The organism is Sphingomonas arantia, assembly GCF_042682045.1.
In the GTDB taxonomy this organism is placed as follows: domain Bacteria; phylum Pseudomonadota; class Alphaproteobacteria; order Sphingomonadales; family Sphingomonadaceae; genus Sphingomonas_R; species Sphingomonas_R arantia.
This window is the reverse complement of the sequence record NZ_JBHUGS010000002.1, coordinates 621,811-644,438: the sequence shown is the minus strand read 5'-3', so window position 1 is coordinate 644,438 and position 22,628 is coordinate 621,811. Positions and strand designations below refer to the sequence as shown.

Annotated in this window: 20 protein-coding genes and 2 tRNA genes; 12 read left to right on the top strand and 10 right to left on the bottom strand. The window is 66.1% G+C overall.

Annotation, left to right across the window (positions count from 1 at the left end; all coding sequences use genetic code 11):
- Positions 1–121: 121 nt before the first annotated feature.
- Positions 122–820, bottom strand: coding sequence for a pirin family protein (locus ACFSGX_RS08705; protein ID WP_380929142.1), 699 nt, complete (start codon positions 818–820; stop codon positions 122–124).
- Between the two features lie 109 nt (positions 821–929).
- Here ACFSGX_RS08705 and ACFSGX_RS08700 point away from each other — a divergent pair, with 109 nt between their 5' ends.
- The 5 genes from ACFSGX_RS08700 to ACFSGX_RS08680 all read left to right on the top strand — a co-directional run bounded on the left by ACFSGX_RS08700 (position 930) and on the right by ACFSGX_RS08680 (position 5,727).
- Positions 930–1,868 carry a LysR family transcriptional regulator gene (locus ACFSGX_RS08700; RefSeq protein WP_380929140.1) on the top strand — a complete coding sequence of 313 codons (939 nt, stop codon included), beginning with the start codon at positions 930–932 and terminating at the stop codon, positions 1,866–1,868.
- Between the two features lie 81 nt (positions 1,869–1,949).
- Positions 1,950–3,059 carry an S-(hydroxymethyl)glutathione dehydrogenase/class III alcohol dehydrogenase gene (locus tag ACFSGX_RS08695; protein ID WP_380929138.1) on the top strand — a complete coding sequence of 370 codons (1,110 nt, stop codon included), beginning with the start codon at positions 1,950–1,952 and terminating at the stop codon, positions 3,057–3,059.
- 22 nt (positions 3,060–3,081) lie between these two features.
- Positions 3,082–3,921 carry an S-formylglutathione hydrolase gene (gene fghA, locus ACFSGX_RS08690; protein ID WP_380929136.1) on the top strand — a complete coding sequence of 280 codons (840 nt, stop codon included), beginning with the start codon at positions 3,082–3,084 and terminating at the stop codon, positions 3,919–3,921.
- A 209-nt stretch (positions 3,922–4,130) separates the two neighbouring features.
- Complete coding sequence (locus tag ACFSGX_RS08685; RefSeq protein WP_380929134.1) at positions 4,131–4,913, top strand: ThuA domain-containing protein; 783 nt, start codon at positions 4,131–4,133, stop codon at positions 4,911–4,913.
- Positions 4,914–5,088: 175 nt separating this feature from the next.
- The gene (locus ACFSGX_RS08680) at positions 5,089–5,727 is read left to right on the top strand and encodes a hypothetical protein (RefSeq protein WP_380929132.1); all 639 of its coding nucleotides are present in this window, start codon (positions 5,089–5,091) and stop codon (positions 5,725–5,727) included.
- 128 nt (positions 5,728–5,855) lie between these two features.
- Here ACFSGX_RS08680 and ACFSGX_RS08675 read toward each other — a convergent pair.
- Positions 5,856–5,946 (bottom strand) — tRNA-Ser (locus tag ACFSGX_RS08675).
- Between the two features lie 72 nt (positions 5,947–6,018).
- On the opposite strand from ACFSGX_RS08675, the gene ACFSGX_RS08670 reads away from it, so the two are divergent.
- On the top strand, positions 6,019–6,909 hold the full coding sequence (locus ACFSGX_RS08670) for a peptidylprolyl isomerase (RefSeq protein ID WP_380929130.1): 891 nt from the start codon (positions 6,019–6,021) through the stop codon (positions 6,907–6,909).
- Positions 6,910–7,281: 372 nt separating this feature from the next.
- Here the strand turns inward: ACFSGX_RS08670 and ACFSGX_RS08665 are convergent, their stop codons facing one another.
- Positions 7,282–7,911 carry a hypothetical protein gene (locus ACFSGX_RS08665; protein WP_380929129.1) on the bottom strand — a complete coding sequence of 210 codons (630 nt, stop codon included), beginning with the start codon at positions 7,909–7,911 and terminating at the stop codon, positions 7,282–7,284.
- A 241-nt stretch (positions 7,912–8,152) separates the two neighbouring features.
- Here ACFSGX_RS08665 and acnA point away from each other — a divergent pair, with 241 nt between their 5' ends.
- Together acnA and ACFSGX_RS08655 are read left to right on the top strand one after the other, a co-directional pair.
- Positions 8,153–10,849 (top strand): aconitate hydratase AcnA, encoded by a 2,697-nt coding sequence (gene acnA, locus ACFSGX_RS08660; RefSeq protein WP_380929127.1) that lies wholly within the window; start codon positions 8,153–8,155, stop codon positions 10,847–10,849.
- A 339-nt stretch (positions 10,850–11,188) separates the two neighbouring features.
- Positions 11,189–11,413, top strand: coding sequence for a hypothetical protein (locus ACFSGX_RS08655; protein ID WP_157177283.1), 225 nt, complete (start codon positions 11,189–11,191; stop codon positions 11,411–11,413).
- A gap of 666 nt (positions 11,414–12,079) precedes the next feature.
- Here ACFSGX_RS08655 and ygfZ read toward each other — a convergent pair.
- Positions 12,080–12,781 (bottom strand): CAF17-like 4Fe-4S cluster assembly/insertion protein YgfZ, encoded by a 702-nt coding sequence (gene ygfZ, locus ACFSGX_RS08650; protein WP_380929125.1) that lies wholly within the window; start codon positions 12,779–12,781, stop codon positions 12,080–12,082.
- A 68-nt stretch (positions 12,782–12,849) separates the two neighbouring features.
- Between ygfZ and ACFSGX_RS08645 the strand changes: the two genes are divergently transcribed.
- Entirely contained in the window at positions 12,850–14,181 is a 1,332-nt protein-coding gene (locus ACFSGX_RS08645) for a dihydroorotase (protein ID WP_380929124.1), read from the top strand.
- A 133-nt stretch (positions 14,182–14,314) separates the two neighbouring features.
- On the opposite strand, the gene ACFSGX_RS08640 is transcribed toward ACFSGX_RS08645, so the two are convergent.
- The gene (locus tag ACFSGX_RS08640) at positions 14,315–15,139 is read right to left on the bottom strand and encodes a DUF1134 domain-containing protein (RefSeq protein WP_380929122.1); all 825 of its coding nucleotides are present in this window, start codon (positions 15,137–15,139) and stop codon (positions 14,315–14,317) included.
- Between the two features lie 161 nt (positions 15,140–15,300).
- Here ACFSGX_RS08640 and ACFSGX_RS08635 point away from each other — a divergent pair.
- A tRNA-Ser gene (locus ACFSGX_RS08635) sits at positions 15,301–15,393 on the top strand.
- Between the two features lie 238 nt (positions 15,394–15,631).
- Here the strand turns inward: ACFSGX_RS08635 and ACFSGX_RS08630 are convergent.
- From ACFSGX_RS08630 to ACFSGX_RS08620, 3 genes are read right to left on the bottom strand one after another with little or no spacing between them, the layout of a single operon-like run.
- Positions 15,632–16,030 (bottom strand): response regulator, encoded by a 399-nt coding sequence (locus tag ACFSGX_RS08630; protein ID WP_380929120.1) that lies wholly within the window; start codon positions 16,028–16,030, stop codon positions 15,632–15,634.
- A complete protein-coding gene (locus ACFSGX_RS08625; protein WP_380929119.1) occupies positions 16,030–17,571 on the bottom strand; it encodes a PAS domain S-box protein in 1,542 nt (513 codons plus the stop codon). Before ACFSGX_RS08625 ends, ACFSGX_RS08630 begins: the two co-directional genes overlap by 1 nt.
- On the bottom strand, positions 17,555–18,319 hold the full coding sequence (locus tag ACFSGX_RS08620) for a Crp/Fnr family transcriptional regulator (protein ID WP_380929117.1): 765 nt from the start codon (positions 18,317–18,319) through the stop codon (positions 17,555–17,557). The genes ACFSGX_RS08625 and ACFSGX_RS08620 overlap by 17 nt, the downstream gene beginning before the upstream one ends.
- Before the next feature lie 318 nt (positions 18,320–18,637).
- On the opposite strand from ACFSGX_RS08620, the gene ACFSGX_RS08615 reads away from it, so the two are divergent.
- The gene (locus ACFSGX_RS08615) at positions 18,638–18,952 is read left to right on the top strand and encodes a hypothetical protein (RefSeq protein WP_380929115.1); all 315 of its coding nucleotides are present in this window, start codon (positions 18,638–18,640) and stop codon (positions 18,950–18,952) included.
- A 4-nt stretch (positions 18,953–18,956) separates the two neighbouring features.
- Positions 18,957–20,990, top strand: coding sequence for a PAS domain S-box protein (locus ACFSGX_RS08610; RefSeq protein WP_380929113.1), 2,034 nt, complete (start codon positions 18,957–18,959; stop codon positions 20,988–20,990).
- Positions 20,991–21,072: 82 nt separating this feature from the next.
- On the opposite strand, the gene ACFSGX_RS08605 is transcribed toward ACFSGX_RS08610, so the two are convergent.
- Both ACFSGX_RS08605 and ACFSGX_RS08600 read right to left on the bottom strand, forming a co-directional pair.
- Positions 21,073–21,630 carry a DUF1993 domain-containing protein gene (locus ACFSGX_RS08605; RefSeq protein WP_380929112.1) on the bottom strand — a complete coding sequence of 186 codons (558 nt, stop codon included), beginning with the start codon at positions 21,628–21,630 and terminating at the stop codon, positions 21,073–21,075.
- A 94-nt stretch (positions 21,631–21,724) separates the two neighbouring features.
- Positions 21,725–22,627, bottom strand: coding sequence for a LysR family transcriptional regulator (locus tag ACFSGX_RS08600; protein ID WP_380929111.1), 903 nt, complete (start codon positions 22,625–22,627; stop codon positions 21,725–21,727).
- Position 22,628 lies beyond the last annotated feature (1 nt).

The following is a 22,628-nucleotide window of genomic DNA, read 5'->3' as shown; positions in this document are numbered from 1 at the left end:
CCCCGGCGCGCGTGGCCGGGGCCTTGCTTGTAACGCTCGATGCGTTCCCCGGCGGAGGCCGGGGCCTTGGTGCAACCGTTTCACCTAGGCCCCGGCCTCCGCCGGGGAACGCTCATTGGTTTTACGCGCCGTCGACCAGGATCAGCTCGCTGTCCTCGACCGCCGTCACGCGCAGGGTGTCGACATCGGTGATGGCGACACCGTCGCGGGTGTTGACCTTTACGCCGTCGATCGTCACTGCGCCCGTCGCGGGGACGAGATAGCCGCGCCGTTCCTTGCCGAGCGCATAGTCGATCGTCTCGCCGGCCTTGACCGATGCGGCCACGATCCGCGCATCGGTGCGGATGCGGAGCGCGTCGGTGTCCTCGGCGAAGCCCGAAGCGAGCGTCACGAAGCGGCCCGAGCGTTCGCCCTTGGGGAAGGGGCGCGCGCCCCAGCTGGGGGCGACGCCGCGGCTGGTCGGCTGGATCCAGATCTGGAAGATCCGCGTCTCGACGTCCTCGACATTATATTCGGCGTGGGTGATCCCGGTGCCGGCGGACATCACCTGCACGTCGCCCGCCTCGGTCCGGCCGAGATTGCCCAAGCTGTCCTTGTGGGTGATCGCACCTTCGCGGACATAGGTGATGATCTCCATGTCGCGGTGCGGATGCGGCGGGAAACCGGATTTCGGCGCGATCACGTCGTCGTTCCAGACGCGGATGTTGCCCCAGCCCATGCGGGCGGGATCATGATAGCCGGCGAACGAGAAATGATGCTTGGCGTCGAGCCAGCCATGGTTGGCGCCGCCGAGCGTGGAAAAGGGGCGAAGGTCGATCATCGTCTGCTCCGTCAAAATGGCCGGGTGCGGCCGTTGCGACCAAGATACGCTTTCGATGGGCGTTAAGAAGTGCAATGACGGCACTCCATCGATGAAGGAAACGACGCCCATGTCCGCGTTGCCCGATCTGGAAGCGTGGGCGATCTTCGCCAAGGTGGTGGAGGCGGGATCGTTCGCACGCGCCGCCGATGCACTCCACCTGTCGAAACCGACCGTGTCGAAGGCGGTCACCCGGCTGGAGGCGCGGCTTGGCGTGCCGTTGCTCCACCGTACCTCGCGGCAGCTGGCGCTGACCGAGAGCGGGCGCGGCGTGCTGGACCGCGCGCGTCGCATCCTGGCGGACGGCGAGGCGGCGGAGGGCGAGGCATCGTCGCAGGCGGCGACCCCGCGCGGCAAGGTGGTCCTCGCGCTGCCGATGTCGTTCGGCGTGCGGCATGTCGCGCCGCTGCTGCCGGCGTTCTTCGAACTTTACCCGGACATCTGTATCGAGATGCAGTTGAGCGATGCGCAGGTCGATCTCGTCGCGTCGGGCGTCGACGTGGCGATCCGGATCGCGAGCCTCGCGGATTCCTCGCTGCGCGCACGGCGGTTATGCTCGGTCCGGCTGCCGTTGGTGGCGGCACCGTCGTGGATCGCGCGCCACGGCCGGCCGGAGCACCCGCGCGACTTGGAGACGTCGCGTGGGCTGCTCTACACCAATGTATCGCCGCCGGGCCTGCTGCGGCTCGTCCATGCGGAGGCGGGCGAATATGTCGTGACGCTGACCGGGCAGCTGAGCGCGAACAGTGCCGACGCGCTGACCCCCGCGCTACTCGCCGGGCTGGGGATCGCCGTACAGCCCGATTTCATGATCTGGCAGGAACTGGCGGACGGCCGGCTGGTGGAGGTGCTGCCCGGCTGGCGGATGCCCGACATCGGCCTGCACCTGCTGACGCCGCCGGGGGTCCAGCGGCCTGCGCGGGTGACGGTGCTGCTCGACTATCTCGCGTCGCGGCTGGGCAACGCGGAATGGGCGCAGGTCTGCGCGGCGGAGGCGGCGAAGGGCTGAGCCCCAATACGCAGTGCTGGTCGCATGGCCGCACGCTCGCTAATGTCATCACCAACCAGGAACGATGACGGGCGAGTGACCATGAAGACACGGGCAGCAGTGGCGTTCGAAGCGAAGCGACCCCTCGAGATCGTCGAACTCGACCTGGAAGGGCCGAAGGCGGGCGAGGTCCTGATCGAGATCGTCGCGACGGGCATCTGCCACACCGACGCCTATACGCTCGACGGGCTGGACAGCGAGGGGCTGTTCCCGAGCGTGCTGGGCCATGAGGGCGCGGGCATCGTGCGCGAAATCGGCGCGGGGGTGACCAGCGTCGCGGTGGGCGACCATGTCATCCCGCTCTACACGCCGGAATGCCGCGAATGTAAGTCGTGCCTGAGCGGCAAGACCAACCTGTGCACCAAGATTCGCGCGACGCAGGGCAAGGGGCTGATGCCCGACGGCACGACGCGGTTCAGCTACAAGGGGCAGCCGATCTTCCACTATATGGGCTGTTCGACCTTCTCTAACTTCACCGTGGTGCCGGAGATCGCGGTGGCGAAGATCCGTGACGACGCGCCGTTCCAGTCGGCCTGCTATGTCGGCTGCGGCGTGACGACGGGTGTCGGCGCGGTCGTGAACACGGCGAAGGTCGAGCCGGGCGCGAACGTGATCGTGTTCGGGCTGGGCGGGATCGGGCTGAACGTGATCCAGGGCGCGCGGATGGTGGGCGCGGACCGGATCATCGGCGTCGACCTGAACGACGACAAGGAATCGTGGGGCAAGCGGTTCGGCATGACCCATTTCGTCAATCCGTCGAAGGTGGACGGCGACATCGTCCAGCATCTCGTCGGGCTGACCGACGGCGGCGCGGACTATACGTTCGACTGCACCGGCAACACGACCGTGATGCGGCAGGCGCTGGAGGCGTGCCACCGCGGCTGGGGCGTGTCGGTGGTGATCGGCGTGGCGGAGGCGGGCAAGGAGATCAGCACGCGGCCGTTCCAGCTCGTCACCGGGCGGGTGTGGAAGGGCTCCGCGTTCGGCGGTGCGCGCGGGCGGACCGATACGCCGAAGATCGTCGACTGGTACATGAACGGCAAGATCGAGATCGACCCGATGATCACCCACGTCCTGACGCTGGACGAGATCAACCGCGGGTTCGACCTGATGCACGCGGGCGAATCGATCCGCTCGGTCGTGCAGTACTGAACCGCTGAAGGAGCCACAGATCGTGGAAATCGTTTCGACCGCACATGCCCATGGCGGCATCCAGGGCGTCTATCGCCACGCGTCCAGTGCCACGAGCACCGCCATGACATTCTCGGTGTTCGTGCCGGCGCATGCCAGCGGCACGACGCTGCCGGTTCTGTGGTATCTGTCGGGCCTGTCCTGCACGCACGCCAACGTGACGGAGAAGGGCGAGTATCGCCGGCTGTGCGCCGAACTGGGCATCATTCTGGTGGCGCCAGACACGTCGCCGCGCGGCGATCAGGTGCCGGACGATCCCGACGGGGCCTATGATTTCGGGCTCGGTGCGGGCTTCTACGTCGATGCGACCACGTCGCCGTTCACCGCGCATTACCGGATGTGGACCTACATCACCGACGAGCTGCCACGGCTGATCGCCAACGAATTCCCGGCCGACATGAGCTCGCAGGGTATCTTCGGCCATTCGATGGGCGGTCACGGCGCGCTGACGGCCGCGCTCGGGATGCCCGGCCGCTACCGCTCGGTCTCCGCCTTCGCGCCGATCGTGGCACCGGGGCAGGTGCCGTGGGGGAAGAAGGCGCTCGGTGGCTATCTCGGCCCCGACGAAGCGACATGGCGCGCGCACGATGCGGTCGCGATGATCGAGGACGGCGCGCGCGTGCCGGACCTGCTGGTCGATCAGGGCATGGCCGACCAGTTCCTGGCCGAGCAGCTGAAGCCCGAACTGTTGACCGCAGCCTGTGAAGCGGCGGGCATCCCGCTGACGCTCCGCATGCAGCCGGGTTACGATCACAGCTATTATTTCGTGTCCACCTTCATGGAAGACCATCTCCGCTGGCACGCGGAACGGCTGCGCGGGTAGGAGCAGGCCTGGCGGGGGCCGGGGTTACCGACGGAGCGGGGGGGGGGGGCGTAGGATTGAGAGAAAGCGATATGTTTCCGCCTTTCTTTCCGCCAGGATGTTCCTCCAGCAGCGCGTCGCGACCGAATAGACCTTGGTGCCGGTTGCACTGCGTCGCTGTCTGTGTGGAACCTGTCGACGACGTTCGGTGACGTGACGCAGGAGATTCCATGAGACCCATCGCCTACGCTCTGGTCGCCTTCGCGGCGTCGGCGGTGCCATCCGCAGGTCAGGCGGATGCGCAGTACAAGCTGCTCGTCCTCGCGATGCCGAGCAAGTATCATTACGAGTATATCCCGATCGCGCGGGACAGCTTCGAACAATTGGCCAAGCTGCATTCGTTCGATCTGACGTGGACGAGCAAGACCGAGGCCTTCGACGGCGACCTGCGCCAATATGCCGCCGTCATGTTCCTCAACACACCGAGCGAGGAATTGAACGCGGCGCAGCGCAAGCGGTTCGAGGACTATATGCGGGCCGGCGGGAACGCGATGGTGGTACACCGTGCCGCGATCACCCAGCCGAATGCCTGGCCGTGGTTCGAACGGCTCGTCGGACGCACCGTCGGCGTTCACCCGATGCTGCAGACCGGCGTCGTCACGACGACCGACAAAAGGTTTCCGGCAACGTACGGCGTTCCGGAACGGTGGATCTGGAGCGACGAGTTCTACGTCACGACCAACCCGCACCGCCAGACGATCAGCACCGTGTTGACCGTCGACGAGTCGACATACGACCCGACGAAGATCTGGCCGGGTCAGGTGTCGAAACCGATGGGTAGGGACCATCCGATCGCTTGGCACCGCCCGTACGAGCGCGGGCGGGTGTTCGTCACCACCCTGGGCCACAACGGCGAGATGTACCGCGACCCACAATATCTGAACCACCTGATGGGCGGCATCTACTGGACGGCCACCGGCCTGGGCGCGACGGCCGAACCCAGCCGACGGTAGGGAACCCAGTCTTGCCCGGACGGCGGGATACGGGGCGCTCGCGTTGCGGGTAAGGCGCAACCTGCCCACCAGTGACGCGATACGGTACGTTACGCCCTTGCCGAAAGGTTGGGGCGTTTTGGTATCGCCGATTCGCAAGTGAGGGGCAGAGAGTCAGGTGGGATATTACAAATCGGTGGCCAAAGTTGCGGCCACCCAGGCCTTGAAAGACGCGAAGCTGGACAGCCCTGTTGCCGCAGCTGCGTCGCTCTGCGGGCAGGCTATGGCCTCGGTAATCCTTTACCTTGCTCTCGGGTCCTTCACGGAAATGACCACAGCAACACGGTCGCTCACCGCTGCGGCACCATTCCTTGCTTTCCCGGTCGCCCTCATAATTCGTCTGGTTTCCACACCGGGCGTCATGGCCCGCGAGGCCTCGGAAGTGTTCCAACGCGAACTGACTTGGTGGAAGGAAGCAAACGGCAATCTTATCAAGGGGCTAAACGCTCTTACCGACCCTCCCAGGCCTCCTGATTTTGAGGATGGTATCTATCAGAACGGGTCGCTGGTTGGAAAGGTAATCGGAATGAGGACCACTGATCATAAAATTACTTTTGAACAGATTGAAAATACCGAGGCACTTGACCGTAACAAAGCGTTCTACTTCCAAGACATACTGCTAATGATAGTGGATTTTGGGGGCCTTACTGCGTCACAAAATCGTGTAATTATCGATAAGTCCGGAGCCCGGACGGTCACTGCAAAGGCGGTGATCCAACGCGTAACCTGCCGTAGCATTGGCGACGTCCGGACCGTGAAGCGGCCGGGAACCTAAGACGGTGATCAATTACCCGTGACCGGCGACGCGATTAACGTCGTCCAATGGCAAGTGGGCAGTCTTGTGGGGAAGCGTCGCGGCGATCAATAAAATCTGTTCTGATTCAACGCGTTAGACGGGGTAACTGGCGGAGCGGGAGGGATTCGAACCCTCGAAGGGCTATTAACCCTTACACACTTTCCAGGCGTGCGCCATCGACCACTCGGCCACCGCTCCGCGTCCTGGAAAGCGCGCCCTATCGGGTGATGTGCGCTTCCGCAAGCGCCATCGACATGGCATGCTTCGGACATGATCCTGCCTTTGCTCCTTACGTTGGCGATGCAGTCGCCGGTTGTGGCCGCCCCGGCCGCTGCGGATGCGACGAAGTCCGTGACGCCTTCCAGCGTCGTAGCAAGCGCGCCGGCCTCCGCTTGGGTCGATGTGCCGGCGGATCGGTTGCTGGTGATGGAGCTGGCCGGCGGGCGGCGGGTGACGATCGCGTTGTCGCCGGATTTCGCGGGACCGCATGTCGCCAACATCGTCGCGCTGGCCCGCGCGCATTGGTGGGATGGAACGAGCATCAACCGGGTGCAGGATAATTATGTCACGCAGTGGGGCGATGCGACCGAGGCGAAACCGCTGCCCGCCGGGATCAAGGCACCGGCGCGCGACTATGACCGTCCTGCGGCGGGGCTGGCGTTCCGGGCGATGCCGTACCGCGACAGCTATGCCGCGGCGGTGGGGCATGTCGGCGGCTGGGCGGTGGCGGAGGATGGCGGGCGGGCGTGGCTGCCGCATTGCTACGGCATGGTCGGGGTCGGGCGGAACCTGGCGCCCGATACGGGGACGGGGGCGGAGTTGTATGTCGCGATCGGCCATTCGCCGCGGCAGCTGGATCGCAATATCGCGGTGGTCGGGCGGGTGCTGGCCGGGATGGAGGCCATGGCCGCCTTGCCGCGCGGGACGGGGGATCTGGGGTTCTACACCGATCCGGCGCAGCGCACGGGCATCGTGCGGGTGCGGTTGATGAGCGAGTTGCCGGCGGGTGAACGGCAGGTCTGGCAGGTGATGGACAGCCGGGCGCCGGCGTTTGCGGACTGGATCCGGGTGAAGGCGAACCGGAAGGATGACTTTTATGAGCGTCCGGCGGCGGGGTTGGATATCTGCAACGCATTGCCGCCGGTGCGGGTGCGGCCTTAACGTGAGAGTTACGCCGCTTTGGGTTGTATTGGCGAAGCGTGCGGCAGTGGATTGTGGTGTCGCGCGTCCACGATGCTGAGCCCAGCAATGCTGTTGGCGTCTCGACTGCGCTCGAAGGGTCCCTCGACTTCGCTCGGGATGGGCGGGGTCGTGTGAAACGATCTTGGGGTGATGACGCGACCTAGTTTGGTTCGGGTCTGTCGCTGATCTTGCGCAGTGTTCTAGACAGGCTCGAACCGAACGGATTTATGCGCATGCGGTCTGGGTTTGTGCGCCGGGACCATGTCTGGCGCGCTCCCGCCAACGCGATGACGGCGTTTGCCCTCGAAGTAGTGTGGCGGGGAGGGGCGCTCCCCGCCATCACTCTCAACGCTAGCGTTCGACGCGGTTCCGCACGTTGCCGACGATGCCGTCGCGGCGACCACCGCCGCCGCCATTGCCGAAGTTGCGCGGCGGGCGAGCGCCGCCGTCGGCGCGGGATGGGCGGGCGCCGCCATTGTTCTGTCGGAACTGCTGGCGGTCCTGGCGGCGCTCTTGACGGAAGTCCTGTCGGTCGCCGCGACGATCCTGGCGGAACTGGTCCTGAGTCACGGTGCCGTTGCGGAGGCCGCGGCGATCCTCGCGCCGTTCCTGGCGGAAGTCCTGGCGATCGTCGCGACGGTCGCCGCGATAGGCCTGACGCTGCTGCTGCCAGTAACGCTGCTGACCGCTGTTCCAACGCGACCGTCGGCCGCTGCGATCATAGACGTAGTAGCCGTTGCCCGGATAATAATAGTTGTTGAACCAACCCGACCCGTAGCCGCCGGCAAGGCCGTATCCCGGACCGCCATAATAGCCGTCGTTGAACCCACCATATCCGCCGCCATAGCCGCCATAACCACCCGCGACGCCGTAGCCGGCGTTGATACCGCCATAGCCATAATCGTCATAGGCGCAGCCGCCGAGGGCAAGCGAGGCGACCATCAATGCGCCGGCCGCAAATGTCTTTATGGAAAAACCCATGTCCGCTCCGTTCGTCTTCTATCTGTGTGATGGGCACTTCTTCGCACCTCTGCGTTGAACCGCCGCTGAACTACGATTGAGCGATCGGTTGCGATATCGGTTCCGCTTTTGTCCGCCGCGGGGGCGGTACGCGGAGCGGGCGGCGAGGAAGACGCATTGACGCAGTGCGGCCCACGCCCTTCCCCAAACGGCCCCCCCTTGCTATGCGCCCCCTCAAACGTCGCAGATCAAGGATACTTGCATGACCGCCATCGGCCAGGACACGCTCGGCACGCGCACCACGCTGGAGGTCGGCGGCAAGACCGTCTCCTATTATTCGATCCCGAAAGCGGCCGAACAGCTGGGCGACGTGTCGCGCCTGCCCTTCTCGATGAAGGTCCTGCTGGAGAATCTGCTGCGGTTCGAGGACGGCAAGACCGTCACGATCGACGACCTGAAGGCGATGGTCCAATGGCTGACCGACAAGACGTCGGAGCGCGAGATCCAGTATCGCCCGGCGCGCGTGCTGATGCAGGATTTCACCGGCGTCCCCTGCGTCGTCGATCTGGCCGCGATGCGCGATGCGATGAACGCGCTGGGCGGCGACGCGCAGAAGATCAACCCGCAAGTGCCCGTCCACCTCGTGATCGATCATTCGGTCATGGTCGACGAATTCGGCACGCCCAAGGCCGCCGAGCAGAATGTCGAGCTGGAGTATCAGCGCAACATCGAGCGTTATGAGTTCCTGCGCTGGGGTTCGATGGCGCTCGACAATTTCAAGGTCGTGCCGCCCGGCACCGGCATCTGCCACCAGGTGAACCTCGAGAATCTGGCGCAGACCGTCTGGACCTCGGTCGATGCGAACGGCGAAACCGTCGCCTATCCCGACACGCTGGTCGGCACGGACAGCCACACGACGATGGTCAATGGTCTGGGCGTGCTCGGCTGGGGCGTCGGCGGGATCGAGGCGGAGGCCGCGATGCTGGGGCAGCCGGTGTCGATGCTGATTCCCGAGGTCGTCGGGTTCAAGCTGACCGGTACGCTGGCCGAGGGCATCACCGCGACCGATCTGGTGCTGACCGTGACGCAGATGCTGCGCGCCAAGGGTGTCGTCGGGCGCTTCGTGGAATTCTACGGCGAGGGTCTCGATGCGCTCAGCCTCGCCGATCGTGCGACGATCGCCAACATGGCGCCGGAATATGGCGCGACCTGCGGCTTCTTCCCGGTCGATGATGCGACGCTTACCTATCTCCGCCTGACGGGGCGCGAGGACGACCAGATCGCGCTGGTCGAGGCCTATGCCAAGGCGCAGGGTTTCTGGCGCGATGCGGCGGCGCCCGATCCGATCTTCACCGACACGCTGGAACTCGACATGTCGGGCGTGCTGCCGTCGCTGGCGGGGCCGAAGCGCCCGCAGGACCGCGTGCTGCTCGATGCGGTGGACGAGAATTTCAACGGCGAACTGCTGAACGGCTACAAAAAGTCGGGCGACAGCGACGTGCGCGTGCCGGTCGATGCCGACGGGACGCGCGCCGCGCATGACCTGGGCCACGGCGACGTCGTGATCGCCGCGATCACCAGCTGCACCAACACGTCGAACCCGAACGTCCTGATCGCGGCCGGGCTGGTCGCGCGCAAGGCGAACGCGCTCGGCCTGATGCCGAAGCCGTGGGTCAAGACCTCGCTCGCGCCCGGTTCGCAGGTCGTGACCGACTATCTCGACAAGGCCGGGCTCAGCGCCGATCTCGACGCGCTCGGGTTCAACCTGGTCGGCTATGGCTGCACTACCTGCATCGGCAATTCGGGGCCGCTGCCGGCACCGGTGTCGAAGGCGATCCACGACAATGACCTCGTCGCGGCGTCCGTCCTGTCGGGCAACCGCAATTTCGAAGGGCGCGTGTCGCCCGACGTGCGCGCCAACTTCCTGGCCTCGCCGCCGCTGGTCGTCGCCTACGCGCTGAAGGGCACGGTCCGCGAGGACATCACCACGACGCCGCTCGGCCAGGGCCGCGACGGGCAGGACGTCTACCTGCGCGACGTGTGGCCGACGAACCAGGAAATCACCGACATGGTGACGTCGCATATCGACAGCGGCATGTACCGTTCGCGCTATGCCAACGTGTTCCTGGGCGACCGCCATTGGCAGGGGATCGCGGTCGAGGGGTCGGACACCTACAGCTGGGCTGCAGGATCGACCTACGTCCAGAACCCGCCCTATTTCGAAGGCCTGTCGATGACGCCGGCGCCGGTTGCCGACATCGTCGAGGCGCGCCCGCTGGCGATCTTCGCCGACAGCATCACGACCGACCACATCAGCCCGGCCGGGTCGATCAAGGCGGACAGCCCGGCCGGCAAGTATCTGTCGGAACATCAGGTCAGCCGCGGCGACTTCAACAGCTACGGCGCGCGGCGCGGCAACCATCAGGTCATGATGCGCGGCACCTTCGCCAACATCCGCATCAAGAACCAGATGACGCCGGGGATCGAGGGCGGCGTGACGCGCTACATCCCGACCGGCGAGACGATGGCGATCTACGACGCCGCGATGCGTTACAAGGAAGACGGCACTCCGCTCGTCGTGCTGGCGGGCAAGGAATATGGCACCGGCTCGTCGCGCGACTGGGCGGCGAAGGGCACGATGCTGCTCGGCGTGCGGATGGTCATCGCCGAGAGCTTCGAGCGGATCCACCGGTCGAACCTCGTCGGCATGGGCATCCTGCCGTTGCAGTTCGCGGTCGGTGAAAGCCGCGAGACGCTCGGCTTCGACGGGACGGAGACCTTCTCGGTCGAGAACGTCGCCGGCCTGCGCCCGCGTCAGCAGGTGACCGTGACGGTCGGCCATGCGGACGGCCGCACCTCGACGTTCGAGGCGCGTTGCCGGATCGATACGGTGAACGAGCTGGAATATTTCCTCAACGGCGGCATCCTGCAGTATGTGCTGCGGAAGCTGGCGGCTTAAGTCCTGACGGCGGCGGGCGTGGGGCGGGGTGCTTTGCGTTCGCCGCCCTCGAGCCGGGTGCGGTGTCGCTGCTCCTCGTCATCCCGGCGGGGGCCGGGATATAGCTTAGGCTTGACGGTCGCCCTTCACCGGCACGAGATCCCGGCCTTCGCCGGGATGACGGCTGGGGGGGGCAGGCCGGACCTTACTGACGGAACAAACTTGCCCGCAAGTCGTCTCATATGCCCCCTCGCCAGCGGGGCCGTCATGCGCTACGCTCCGGCCATCGTCGCAGTGTCAAAGCAAGCATCCGGCGACTGAGAGACGGTACGCGCTCCCGCTTGGATCAGGAGCAGCGCCATGAGCACCGTCGAAGATTATAGCGCGAAAGCCGCCGAGAGCCTGGCCGCTGCCGAAGCCGCGACCAGTGAGCGCGACCGCGCCTTCCATCGTCGCGCCTACAGCATCTATCGCAAGCTCGTCGCCAATGTCGGCGAAGCCGAAGCGCGCGCCGCCGAGCGCGTCCCCGCCCGCGTCGAAGCCGCCAAGCGCGCTGCCGCCGCCAGCGCGCTCCGCCAGCGCTGAACTAAGGATCATCGAAATGGCCAAGGGTCAGAAGAAGAGCAACAAGGAAGTCCGCAAACCGAAGAAGGAAGCGGACAAGAAGATTGTGCCGTTGGGGACTGCGATCGGGATGAAGGATTGATTTGAGGGGGGTGGGCCTTCGGGTCCGCTGCCTTGAAGTCCGGAGCTTCCATTTAACGCCTTACGATTGATCGGACCGCTCCCCCGTTTGGTTCGAGCCTGTCGAGAACTCCGCGCAGGGTTCTCGACAGGCTCGAACCAAACGGGGTTTCAGTTAGAACAGCAAAGCGTCGTCTGGCGGGCAGTGCTCATCAAGGCTCCGGGCGGCCGCTCGACCTCCGACTAGTCGATCTAATTAAGACAAGTGCCGCAAGCCGTCCGCGTCCTTGCCGTCTGATGCGATCCAGACGGAGGGCGTGTTCTGAGGTTGATGGTCTCGGCGTTTCGCCGGGGATCGGTTCGGCCAAGCCACTCCCCCTCTCCCAACCCTCTCCCCAAGGGGGAGAGGGCTTTCTGTTCGTCATGGCGGAACGGGCGCTTCACCGGCGCAGCAGGCTCCTTCTCCCCTCCGGGGAGAGGGTTGGGGAGAGGGGCTTTGGCTAGACCGAAGCCCGCCTCAAACCACTTGCGCCTCGAACAACGGTGATGCCGAACAGCGACGCGAAATTACTCTTCCGCGACAACCCACGCGGGCAACGCACCCTCCGGCAGTCCCTCAATCCGCCGGTGCATCACAGCCAAACCAAGCTGTGGATACCACACTCGCGCATCCGCCGGCTCCGCGTCGTGCCGCTCCACCAGCAGTCGCCGGTTCACCTTGCTGCGGTGGTGCATCCGCGCGGTGTTCTCCTGCCCGACATAGCAGCCCTTGACGAAGCTCACCCCGTTCAGTTCACGGGCGTTCGCCTCGAGCCAGAGCGTCCGGTCGCTACCGAGTTCCGCGATTCCCTCCATCACGCCGAGCGACAGCCGGTGCGCCAGCCAGCCTGTCGCGGGCGCGCTCGGCGGCGCGATCCAGCGGTGGCCGAGCGCAGCCAAGCGCGGATCGGGCACACCCGCATCGCCGTCCAGCGCCCAATGCACGGCCAGCCCTTCGTCCCGCAAGATCGTGATCGGCCGGCGCAGGCGGTAGAGCGACAGCCGCCGGAGCAGCGCGTCGGCCTGTTCCGCTTCGACATCGAGCAGCAGGTCGTCGCCGTCCGCCCAGACCAGGAAATCGAACAGCGCCTTGCCCTGCGGCGTCAGCAGCCCGACCCAGACCGGTAGCGGCCCCGTGACGTCGCCGGTGACCAGCCCCTGGAGGAACCCGCGGACATCGGTGCCGGACAGGCGGATAACGGCGCGGTCGGACAAGGTGGTAGGATCCATCCCGAACAGGTAAGGCGCGGGCACGGCATTTGTAACCCGCATCGCGCACCGCCCGAGGAGACCACACCATGGCCCATTACGACATGATCCTGCGCGGCGGCACGGTCTGGACGCCCGGCGGCCCGGCCGAGACCAGCGTCGCGGTGCAGGACGGCCGGATTGCGGCGATCGGCGTGGATGGCGACGCGGGCACGGTAATCGACTGCACCGGGCTCACGATCCTGCCCGGCGTGATCGACAGCCAGGTCCATTTCCGCGAGCCAGGCCTCGTCGCCAAGGAGGATCTCGAAAGCGGCAGCCGCGCGGCCGTGCTGGGCGGCGTAACCGCGGTGTTCGAGATGCCGAACACGAAGCCGAACACCGACAGCGCCGCCGCGATCCAGCAGAAGCTCGACCTGGCGCGCGACCGGATGTGGTGCGACCATGCGTTCTACGTGGGCGCGACCAACGCCAATGCGGCGGAGCTGGCCGAGCTGGAGCGGATGCCCGGCACGGCGGGGGTCAAGATCTTCATGGGCGCATCGACCGGCGACCTGCTGGTGTCGGAGGATGCGCGGCTGGCGGCGGTGCTGGCGTCCGGCAAGCGCCGCGTCGCGATCCATGCCGAGGACGAGGCGCGGATGCAGGCGCGGCTCGACGAGCGAGTGCCCGGCGATCCCTCGTCGCATCCCGTCTGGCGCGACGACGAGAGCGCGATGATCGCGGTGAAGCGGATCGTGGCGCTGGCCCGTGCGGCCGGGCGGCGGATCCATGTGCTGCACATCACGACGCCGGCGGAACTGGAATATCTGAGCGCACACAAGGATCTGGTGACGTGCGAGACGACGCCGCAGCACCTGACGCTGGCGGGGGAGGAGGCCTATCCGCGGCTCGGCACCTTCGCGCAGATGAACCCGCCGATCCGATCGGGCGCGCACCGCGACGGGCTGTGGCACTGGCTGGAGCAGGGCGTGGTCGACGTGCTCGGTTCCGACCATGCGCCGCACACTCTGGCGGAAAAGGCGCTGCCCTATCCGCAGTCGCCGTCCGGCATGCCGGGGGTGCAGACCCTGCTGCCGCTGATGCTGGACCATGTCGCCGCCGGACGCCTGACGATGCAGCGGCTGGTCGAGCTGACCAGTGCCGGGCCGCAGCGGATCTTCGGCATTGTCGGCAAGGGGCGGATCGCGGTCGGTTACGACGCGGACTTCTCGATCGTCGATACGCAAGCACGCTGGACCGTGACCGAGGACTGGCTGGCATCGCGCTGCGGCTGGTCGCCCTATACGGGCATGGAACTGACGGGCAAGCCGGTCGGCACGATCGTTCGCGGCGAGCGCGTGATGTGGGACGGGCAGCTAGCCGAGCGCGCGACAGGCCGGCCGATCCGGTTCGAAGGGACGATCGCCCCGCAGGGGTGAGCCTTGTTCCGCGCCCTACCGCGCGAGCAGCCGTCGCTCGGTAGGTCGGTGCGAGCCCAATCGTCATCCCGGCCTACGCGGGGATGACAATTAACGGGACGCTACGCCGACCCGCGCCGTCGGGCGGCAAGCCTCAGAACGGCAGGACCTTCGCCTTCTCGCTGAACTTCATGTAGCCGACGTTCGCGCCCAGTCGCCAGCCGACGCCCAGCCGGATCGGGATTAGCACCACGTCGCCGCGGCGCAGGTAGCTGATGTTGAATCCGCCGACGAGATAGGCCTGGCCCTCCACCGCGGGGAAGCGCTTGTAGAGTTCCTGGCTGTCGTAGAGGTTGTAGACCAGCACGAAGGTCTTGGCGCCGCTGCCGCCGAAGTCGATGCCAAGCGACGGGCCGGTCCAGTAGACCGGGCGGTCGCCCTCGATCTTGTGGTGCATCGTGCCCGATCCGTAGCGCAGCCCGACGACGAACGCGCCGCCGACTTCCCGCCCGGCGATATAGGCGTTCGGGCGGCCCTGCTTGCGCAACACGCTCTCGACCGCCTTGGCGAGGCCCTCCGCACCACGGCCGAACACACCCTCGGCCGCGCCCAGGATATCGTCGTCCTGGTACACGCTGGTCGGGTCGGTCTTGGATGCCTCGCCGGCGATCGCAGCGTCGACCGGGCCCTGCGGTTTGCCGGATCCGCTCGTGTCGCCGCTGGTCGTCGTCGTGCGAAGCGGGACGGTGTCCTCGACCTGCGCCGCGTCGGCGGCCGGCACCGTCTCGCTGCCATAGTCGGCGACCTCGGGGCTCGGGGCAGGCGACGTCGTCCGCGGCGTGCCGCGCGATCCGGCGACGGATGCGGCGGACGGATCGACCGTGCGGATCTGCGCTGCGATGCCGGCTGTCGGCAGGGCCATGGGCAATACCGCCAGCCCGAGCATCGCCGCCCGTATCATCTTGGCCACCATCGTCATCGCGCGCTCCCCCGGTTCATCCGGTCTGTGTGCCGGTATCTAAGGCGCAATATGGCTGTCCCCGCAATGAACATCGGGCGATTTTCGATGAATCATGCCCATTCGCGTACGACCTGTTGATCCGCCGCAGGACACTGGCTATAGCCGCCGCTTGCCGACCCGGAGACGTGGGTGAGTGGCTGAAACCAGCGGTTTGCTAAACCGCCGAGCGGGGTTTACTCGTTCCGAGGGTTCGAATCCCTCCGTCTCCGCCATTACCCGTAAAAGGGTTGATCATGCAGGCATTCGGCCGATTGGCCTGCTGACGAACAGGGCTCGCGGGCAACATCGTTTCCGTGGTCTGTCGCAGATGATCGTTCGATAGGTCATCTGAAAGCTCGAAGACGCGACCGCGGATCGCCATCATCACCACGCCGGTGCGCATAGCGCCTCGACGATCGATTCACGCCAAGGATGGTGCAGGCGCGTGGGTCCTTTGCCTGTCTTGGCCGTTCACGGCACGTCGTTTTCGCGATCTGCGGCTGGTCGCGTCAGGTGCAGCAACGCTTGGACGAGTTCCGTCGCGCGGATCGGTTTTTCCAGGCGGTCGATATGCGACAGGTCGGGCGGGATCGTTGCGGCGTCATAGCCCGTGACGAAAACGAACGGTACGCCGCGGGCCTGCAGCCAGCGCGCAAATTCAAAGGTCGGCCCGCGGCCCAGGTTGATGTCGACGATGGCGCTGTCGACGGCACCAAGTGACGCGAGTTCGTCGACCCGCACCGCGGTGCCGAACGGCCCGATGACGACGGCACCGGCCTGTTCTAGGATCAGCTTCTGTTCCCGAGCGAGATAGAAGTCGTCCTCGAGGACGAGGATGCGTTGCCCGGCCAAGGCATCAGGCGGGGTCATCAAAGGTTCCCGCGCGGGCTGACATCCGTTTGCAGGATGCTCGGCGTCCCCAGCAGCGGAAACTCGATCGTGGCGACAATGCCGTTCGTCCGGAATTCCAACGCGCCGATCCCCTGCAATTCATATGGTACGCGCTCCGTGATCAGTTCCGTGCCGAAGCCATGTCTGACCGGCCGCTGATCGAGCGTGATGCCGGACTCCGCCCAGATGAGGCTCAACCGCGGACAATCGTCGCCATCGAGAAGCGCCCAGCGGACATCGAGGCGGCCGGTCTTCTGGCTCAAGGCGCCGTATTTCACCGAGTTGGTCGTCAGTTCATGGATGGCGAGGCTGAGGACCTCGGCCGCTTTGCCCGGGAGTGCCACGTCGGGGCCGACGGTCGTGAGATGTTCCGGCCGGGCGATCTGCGCCTTCAGTTCGTCTAGGATGAGGCTTTGAAGATCGATCCCGGTCACGGCACCGCGGGTCAGCAACCCTTGCGTCCGGGCCATCGCGCTGATGCGGCCTTCGAGATGCTGCGCGTAAGTCTCGACCGTCTCGGCGGTTTCGGCGGTTCGGCGGGCGACCGAGCGGATCATGGCCAGGATATTGCGGACGCGGTGCTGCAACTCGGACAGCAGCAGCCGCTGCCGTTCGTTGGCCTGCTTGAGCGCGGTGATGTCCTGCACCGCAACCACGGCGCCGCTGATCTTGCCAGAAGAGTCGCGGATGGGGGCGGACGAAACCTTGGCCCACACCCTGGCCCCGTCCTCGTTCGTATAGCTCATCTCCAGGCCGTGGATCGCCCGTTCGCCCCGCAGGGCGCGGGCGCCCGGCCAGTCGATCGGGCCGACGCTTGCCCCGGTTGCATCCTCGGCGTGCCAGCGCTCGCGGCGCTCCGCGTCGCGGGACGGGATGAGATCGGTGGGTAGGAAGCGCCGGATCTCGGCATTCGCGACCGTCAGCTTGCCGTGGGTATCCATGATGCCCATTCCGACCGGAATGACCTCGAACGCGGCCGCGAGCCGATCTTCGCTCTCGCGAAGTCGGTCCTGCGCCTTGCGCAGCGCATCGGCCTCCGCCTCGGCGTCGACGCGGCGCGTCTGGTCCTGCCAGGACAGGAACTGGTGGATGGTTCGACCTTCATCGTCCTTGAACGCGCTCAGCAGCATCGCCGCGACGAAGCGGGAGCCGTCCTTGCGGTACTGAACCGACTCCAGCAGGCCGTCCCGATCCTGTTCCAGCGCCTGCCGTAACTTGGCAGCGTCGTCGGGTTTCGTATCTGGGCCGTTCATGAAGAATGGTTGCTGGCCCAGAACCTCGTCCAGCGAATAACCGGTCAGATCGAGAAAGGCCTGATTGGCGAAGATGATGGGGTTGCCCGGCAGGTTCGGGTCGGTCAGCGCCATGGCCATGCGCGTCGCGCGCACGGCGTTGACGAACACGCCACCGCGTTGCCGCAGCGTCTCGATCGTGCCTTCCATCGAGGTCCGAGCGGCCGTGTCCGGCTTATCGGTTTCATAGGCGTTCGGAGAAACGTCGTTGTCAGGCGTAGACGCCAACGTGCCGCTCCTTCGGATCTGCGTGAAGGTAGTTCGGCAGGAAACCGCTCGCTTCGGCCAGCGTCGCGAGATCGGGCAGTCGAAGGCGCTTGCGATCGAGCTCCACGAGGCCTTGCAGCCGAAGCTCCCTCAGCGTCCGATTGACATGCACAGGCGACAAGCCGGTCGCGTCCGCAAGGTCATTCTGGGTCAGCGGGAAGGCGCAACTATTGCCGTCCACGAGACCCGCGGCCCGAAGCCGGCTGAACAGTTCGATAAGGAGATGGCCGATCCGCTCATAGGCCGTTCGTTGACCGAGGCTGAGAAGCCATTCGCGCTGCATGGATGCGTTGATCAACTCGAGCCGCCAGAACGCGTTCGCCAGGCTGGGGTGGCCGGTGATCAGGGCATCCAGACTTTCGGGCGTGATCAACGCGACCCGGATGCGGGTGATCGCGCTGATGCTGTGGTCCATGTGGCCGAGCAGATAGGCGCTGAGATCGCAAAAGTCGCCGGGCAGGATGAAGCCGACGATCTGGCGCTTTCCCTCCAGCGTGGATTTGTACCGGCACGCCCAGCCGTCCCCGACAAGCCGGACATGACGCCCGGTATCGCCTTCGCGCGCCAGATCGTGCCGCGGCGAGAACTCCCGCGCCGGCGATCCTATGAGACGTGCCAGCGCTTCTTCATCAGCTTGGGTCAGATCGCAGGAGGCACCAAGGCGGCGAATGAGCGGCATATCCAGGGCCTCTGGAGCATTAACAATCATCAATGTCTAACAGGGTCCAGAACCTGAATCCTGATGCAGGTTAGGATTTCACCAGACGCAATCGTTTGTTGCCTCATTCCGCGCGTGCCGATCCACGCCGCCTGAGCAGGCCCGACCCGCCGCGTTTGAACGCGACCTCGGTCTTGGGTGCAGGTATGAAACCGTCGGCTATCCCAATCCATGTTAAGATTTTCTGTTATCGCACGTTATTGTTCCAAATTTCGGGGGCGGTACTCAAGGCCGATCGACGGCAAGTTCCACAGGTGCCGACGACCGAGGGCAACCGCTTGCTCCCGCCTGCTGCGAAGGGTGCGTACAATGCCCACCAATGACAACGACGTCGTTCAGCGAAACAGGCCGTCTTCGGGCGACGGCCACGGGCAGGCGGCCCTGCTGCTGATCGAGTGCCTGATCCACGGCCTTTGCGAGAAAGCGGCGCTGAACAACGCAGAGGCGATCAGTATCGTCTACACCGCGGTCGACGCCCAGTTGGACAGATTGGCCCTGGCTGAGGATCAGCATTGTCGGGACGATCAGACGGCGCCGCTCTGGCAATCCTATGGGTTGCTCGTCGCGATCGCCGAATCGCTTAAGACGAACGGTGGCGGTCTGCCGTCGGTCCGGCCGGTCTAGTCGAGTGGTGGATGACCAACCGTGCGTTCCGGCAGCCGCGCCGGCGGAAGCCGCTGCGCCAAAACAAAGCGAAGCCTATCTCCGTGCGGTCGTCGATAGCGCAATCGATTTCGCGATCGTGGCAACCGACCTGAACGGGCGGGTGACGCGGTGGAACGAAGGCGCGCACCGCATCCTGCGCTGGACCGAGGCGGAGATGCTGGGCGAGCCTCTGCATCGCTTCTTCACCGCAGAAGACGTGGCCGCCGGGCGGGTCGAGTTCGAAATGCAATCCGCGCTGGCGACCGGCCACGGCAACGACGAACGCTGGCACCAGCGCAAGGACGGCGAACGTTTCTGGGCGAGCGGTGAACTGACGGTGCTGCGCGACGATGACGATAGCGCGATCGGTTACGTCAAGGTGCTGCGCGACCGGACGCGACAACGACTTGCCGACGAGGAGCGCAACCGTCTCGAGGCCGAACTGCGCCGCCTGAACGAACAGTTGGCCACCGACGTGTCCCGCCGGACGGCCGAGCGCGACCAGCTCTGGGAAGCGTCGCCCGACCTGCTGCTGATGTTCGATTTCGACGGGATCATTCGGGAGGTCAATCCGGCCTGGACGTCGCTGCTCGGCCACGATCTCGACGATCTGATCGGCCGGCAGGTCGACAGCCTCGTCCATCCGGACGACCGGCTGTTGACCGAGATCGCGCGGGGCGACGGCCGGACATGCGCATTGCCGGCGGCGGAGAATCGCTACCGCAACATGGACGGGACGTACCGGCAGATATCGTGGGTCGCGGCGCCCGATGCCGCGCGCGGCATGATCTATGCCACCGGGCGGGACATGACGCTGGCCCGCGAAGCGGAACAGGCGCTCCATATCGCGGAGGACCAGCTTCGGCAGTCGCAGAAGATGGAGGCGGTCGGCCAGTTGACCGGCGGCGTGGCGCATGACTTCAACAATTTGCTGACGGTGATCCGCGGTTCGGTCGACCTGTTGCGGCGGCCGGACCTGACGGAGGAGCGCCGCAAACGCTATATTGATGCGATCGCCGATACCGCGGACCGCGCGTCGAAACTGACCAGTCAGCTGCTTGCCTTTGCGCGTCGCCAGACCCTGAAGCCGACGGTGTTCGACGCACGCAAGAACATCCTCAACCTCCACGACATGCTGGTCACCCTGGCCGGATCGCGCGTTGCGGTGGTCGTCGATATCGCGGACGAGCCGTGTCCGGTAAACGCCGACCCCGGGCAACTGGATACGGCCATCGTCAACATGGCGATCAACGCGCGGGATGCCATGAACGGCGAGGGCCGGCTCACGCTCCGGGTCCAGGGTGTGGCGAGCATTCCCGCTGTGCGCGCCCACGCCGCGCACGGCGGCGACTATGTCGCGATATCGCTGCATGACACGGGCAAGGGCATACCCCCCGACCAGATCAACCACATCTTCGAGCCGTTCTTCACCACGAAGGGGGTCGGGCAGGGGACGGGGCTGGGCCTGAGCCAGGTGTTCGGGTTCGCCAAACAGTCCGGGGGCGAGATCGCCGTCGAAAGTCACGCTACGACGGGCACGGTTTTCACCCTCTATCTGCCGCGTTCCGTGGTCTTGCCGATTATCGCCGACCGCGACCAAGGCCATGAGGCGATGATGCGCCACGATGGCTGCGCCCTGATCGTCGAGGACAATGTCGACGTCGGACGTTTCGCAACGGAGGCGCTGCGCGAACTCGGGTACCGCACCCACCTGGCCACCGACGCGCAGCAGGCGCTCTCGTTCCTGCGCACGACCGACGACCGATATGATGTCGTGTTTTCCGACGTGGTGATGCCGGGGATGTCGGGAATCGAGCTGGGGCAGGAGGTGCGCCGGCTCTACCCGTCCATGCCCGTCGTCCTGACCAGCGGCTATAGCAGCGCGCTGGCCGAATCAGGGACACATGGTTTCGAACTTCTGCAGAAACCCTATTCGATCGACGAACTCTCGCTGATCCTCAGACGGGCGATGGTCGTTGGCGAGACGGCACGGACCGCGTTGCTCGTCGCGGACTAGCAGCGTCTGCGAACCCGCCGATACGCGGTGTCGCGATCCGTTTCGAAGGGGCTGGGACCGGCAGCGACGCGGCGTCGTGAGTTCAGGATGTCGCCGGCCGGACATAGGCGAGCATGTGGGCGACATAGTCCGCCTTGCCGAGTTCGACGCCCTGCGCGCGGAGGATCGCGTAGGCGGTCATCAGGTGGAAGTAGAATTGCGGCAGCGCCCAGTCGCGTGCGTATTGCGTGGCCGTCAGGTCCAGCGTCATGCCGTTCGGCAGCGCGTGGGCGATCGGGGTCGCGGGGTCGATCGTGATGGCGTCCGCGGCGGCGGCCTCGATCACCGCCAGCGTCTCGGCGATCCGGGCCTGCGCGTCGGCCACGGTACCGGGTCGGTCGCCGGCGTTGCGCCCTTCGTCGAGCAGGATCTGGAGCGCGGGCGGAAAATCCTGTTGCAGCAGCCGGAAGACGCCTTCCTGCGCCTGGCGGCAGGCGAAGCGGACCTGCGTCGCCAGCGGGAACATGTCGGGCGCGAGCCGTGCGGTCAGCAACGCCTCCTCGCCGTCGTCCGGCCGCTGCGCCGCGGCCTTATCGAGCCACTTCGAGAGCGAGCCCAGCATCTGCACGTAGGTGGGGACGAGGAGATCCGACAGGGTCATGGCTCTGCTTTCCGTGTTGGGGCCGGGGCCTGACTCAACCCGGTCAGGGGACGAGCGTCAAGCGGACTGTTGGCCGAGCGGCGCCTCTCAGGTCTCAGGGCTCGCCGCGGACATGGTCGATGAACGCCCTGAGCGGTGGCGGGACGAGGCGACGGCTCGAATGGTAGAGGAAGGGGCCGGAGAAGGGCTGCCACCAGTCCTCGATCAACGGGACGAGCGCGCCGCTCGCCAGGTGCGGGAGCAGCCACTCCTCGAACAGCGTGATGACGCCGACGCCGGCGATCGCAGCGGCGACGCCGAGATCGATGGCGCCGCCGACGCCGACGGTGAGGCGCGCCTGCGGCTCGATGCGGATTACCTCGCCGTCGCGTTCGAACTCCCACGGCGTGGTCAGCCGGCCGCTGCCGAAGCGGCCGAGAATGCAGGGGTGGTGGAGCAAGTCGTGCGGGTGAGTGGGGCGGCCGTGGCGTGCCACATGATCGGGCGAGGCGGCGGTCGCGAGACGCTGGACGCGTGGGCCGATCGGCAGCGCGATCATGTACTGTTCCAGCCGTTCGTCGTAGCGGATGCCCGCGTCGCAGCCCGAGGCGAGCACGTCGACGAAACCGTCCTCCGCGACGATTTCGACGGTGATGCCGGGATGCGCGGCGAGGAAGCCCGGCAGGATCGCGGGCAGCACGAGCCGCGCGGCGCTGATCGGCACGTTCAACCGGAGCGTGCCGGTCAGCCCTTCGCGCAGGTCGTCGACCGCGCCGAGCGCCGCCGCGACCTCCCCCAGCGCGGGTGCGAGCCGTTCGAGAAGGCGGGCGCCGGCCTCGGTCGGGGTGACGCTGCGCGTGGTGCGGTGGAGCAGGCGGACGCCGAGCGATGATTCCAGCCGGCGCACGGCCTCGCTCAATGTCGAGGCGCTGGCGCCCGCTGTGCGGGCCGCCTCCCGGAAGCCGCCGACGCGGGCCACGGCTAGGAAAGCGTTCAGGTCCGCAAGATCGGGTTTCATT

What these genes read in the sequence shown, in the direction of transcription:
- ygfZ (WP_380929125.1), bottom strand. Translation starts at nt 12,781, where the DNA reads ATGGATCCTACCACCTTGTCCGACCGCGCCGTTATCCGCCTGTCCGGC.
- ACFSGX_RS08605 (WP_380929112.1), bottom strand. Translation starts at nt 21,630, where the DNA reads ATGACCCTGTCGGATCTCCTCGTCCCCACCTACGTGCAGATGCTGGGC.
- acnA (WP_380929127.1), top strand. Translation starts at nt 8,153, where the DNA reads ATGACCGCCATCGGCCAGGACACGCTCGGCACGCGCACCACGCTGGAG.
- ACFSGX_RS08665 (WP_380929129.1), bottom strand. Translation starts at nt 7,911, where the DNA reads ATGGGTTTTTCCATAAAGACATTTGCGGCCGGCGCATTGATGGTCGCC.
- ACFSGX_RS08615 (WP_380929115.1), top strand. Translation starts at nt 18,638, where the DNA reads ATGCCCACCAATGACAACGACGTCGTTCAGCGAAACAGGCCGTCTTCG.
- ACFSGX_RS08620 (WP_380929117.1), bottom strand. Translation starts at nt 18,319, where the DNA reads ATGATTGTTAATGCTCCAGAGGCCCTGGATATGCCGCTCATTCGCCGC.
- ACFSGX_RS08630 (WP_380929120.1), bottom strand. Translation starts at nt 16,030, where the DNA reads ATGACCCCGCCTGATGCCTTGGCCGGGCAACGCATCCTCGTCCTCGAG.
- ACFSGX_RS08705 (WP_380929142.1), bottom strand. Translation starts at nt 820, where the DNA reads ATGATCGACCTTCGCCCCTTTTCCACGCTCGGCGGCGCCAACCATGGC.
- ACFSGX_RS08640 (WP_380929122.1), bottom strand. Translation starts at nt 15,139, where the DNA reads ATGACGATGGTGGCCAAGATGATACGGGCGGCGATGCTCGGGCTGGCG.
- ACFSGX_RS08645 (WP_380929124.1), top strand. Translation starts at nt 12,850, where the DNA reads ATGGCCCATTACGACATGATCCTGCGCGGCGGCACGGTCTGGACGCCC.
- ACFSGX_RS08700 (WP_380929140.1), top strand. Translation starts at nt 930, where the DNA reads ATGTCCGCGTTGCCCGATCTGGAAGCGTGGGCGATCTTCGCCAAGGTG.
- ACFSGX_RS08655 (WP_157177283.1), top strand. Translation starts at nt 11,189, where the DNA reads ATGAGCACCGTCGAAGATTATAGCGCGAAAGCCGCCGAGAGCCTGGCC.
- ACFSGX_RS08600 (WP_380929111.1), bottom strand. Translation starts at nt 22,627, where the DNA reads ATGAAACCCGATCTTGCGGACCTGAACGCTTTCCTAGCCGTGGCCCGC.
- ACFSGX_RS08685 (WP_380929134.1), top strand. Translation starts at nt 4,131, where the DNA reads ATGAGACCCATCGCCTACGCTCTGGTCGCCTTCGCGGCGTCGGCGGTG.
- ACFSGX_RS08670 (WP_380929130.1), top strand. Translation starts at nt 6,019, where the DNA reads ATGATCCTGCCTTTGCTCCTTACGTTGGCGATGCAGTCGCCGGTTGTG.
- ACFSGX_RS08695 (WP_380929138.1), top strand. Translation starts at nt 1,950, where the DNA reads ATGAAGACACGGGCAGCAGTGGCGTTCGAAGCGAAGCGACCCCTCGAG.